This is a genomic window from Chryseobacterium sp. MIQD13, assembly GCF_050496705.1.
Lineage (GTDB): Bacteria > Bacteroidota > Bacteroidia > Flavobacteriales > Weeksellaceae > Chryseobacterium.
In genome coordinates this window covers 1-741 of the sequence record NZ_JBNWAF010000013.1, presented here as the reverse complement: position 1 = coordinate 741, position 741 = coordinate 1, and the positions used below count along the sequence as shown (strand labels likewise).

Genomic DNA, 741 nt, shown 5'->3' with positions numbered 1-741 from the left:
GTCTTCCACGCAGGATTTTCTAAGCCAGGTTACCACAACAATAGATCAGCAATATCTTATTACCGGAAGCAGCATCCAGCCAGATGGAGGCTCACCAGCAGGTTCTAACCTGCGGTCTGCAAGCTCCAAACAAAATAACGGTTACGATTTTCATGTTGTAAAATTGAACCAGCAGGGGGAAGAAATCTGGGAGAAATATTTCTCAGGACAGAATCATGATTACCTATCCGCAACTGTATCCACTCAGGAAGGCGGGTTCATTCTGGCTGGTACAAGCTATTCTTCAAAAGGACTGGATAAGAAAGAAGATTCGAAAGGAGGTTCCGATATCTGGTTAATCAGATTGAATGAATTTGGAGATGAACTGTGGCAGAAAACTTTAGGATCAGCATCAGATGAAGAAGCAAGATCCGTAATTCAGAGTACAGATTTAGGATATTTTGTAGCTGGTAACATACAAAACTCTAAAAAAGGTTATGGTTCCAAAGATGTTCTGATTACTAAACTGGATAAAGATGGAAAAGAACTTTCTCAGATCGTTTTAGGCGGAAAAGGCTTGGACGAGGTAGAGAAAATAATTCCTACCAAAGATGGTGGTGCCTTGTTAGGGATCTATTCAAGAAGTAATACCGGAGGTTCCAAGAAAACAGAAAACTATGGTGAAGGAGATTACTGGATCATCAAGCTTAACAAGGATGGAAAGACAGAATGGGAAAAGAACTTTGGAGGAAAAGGAGATGA

General features: G+C 40.6%; 1 pseudogene. It reads left to right on the top strand.

Going from position 1 to position 741, the window contains the following annotated elements:
• Positions 1-741, top strand: a pseudogene (locus tag ACQWU4_RS19570) (T9SS type A sorting domain-containing protein); the annotation flags it as partial.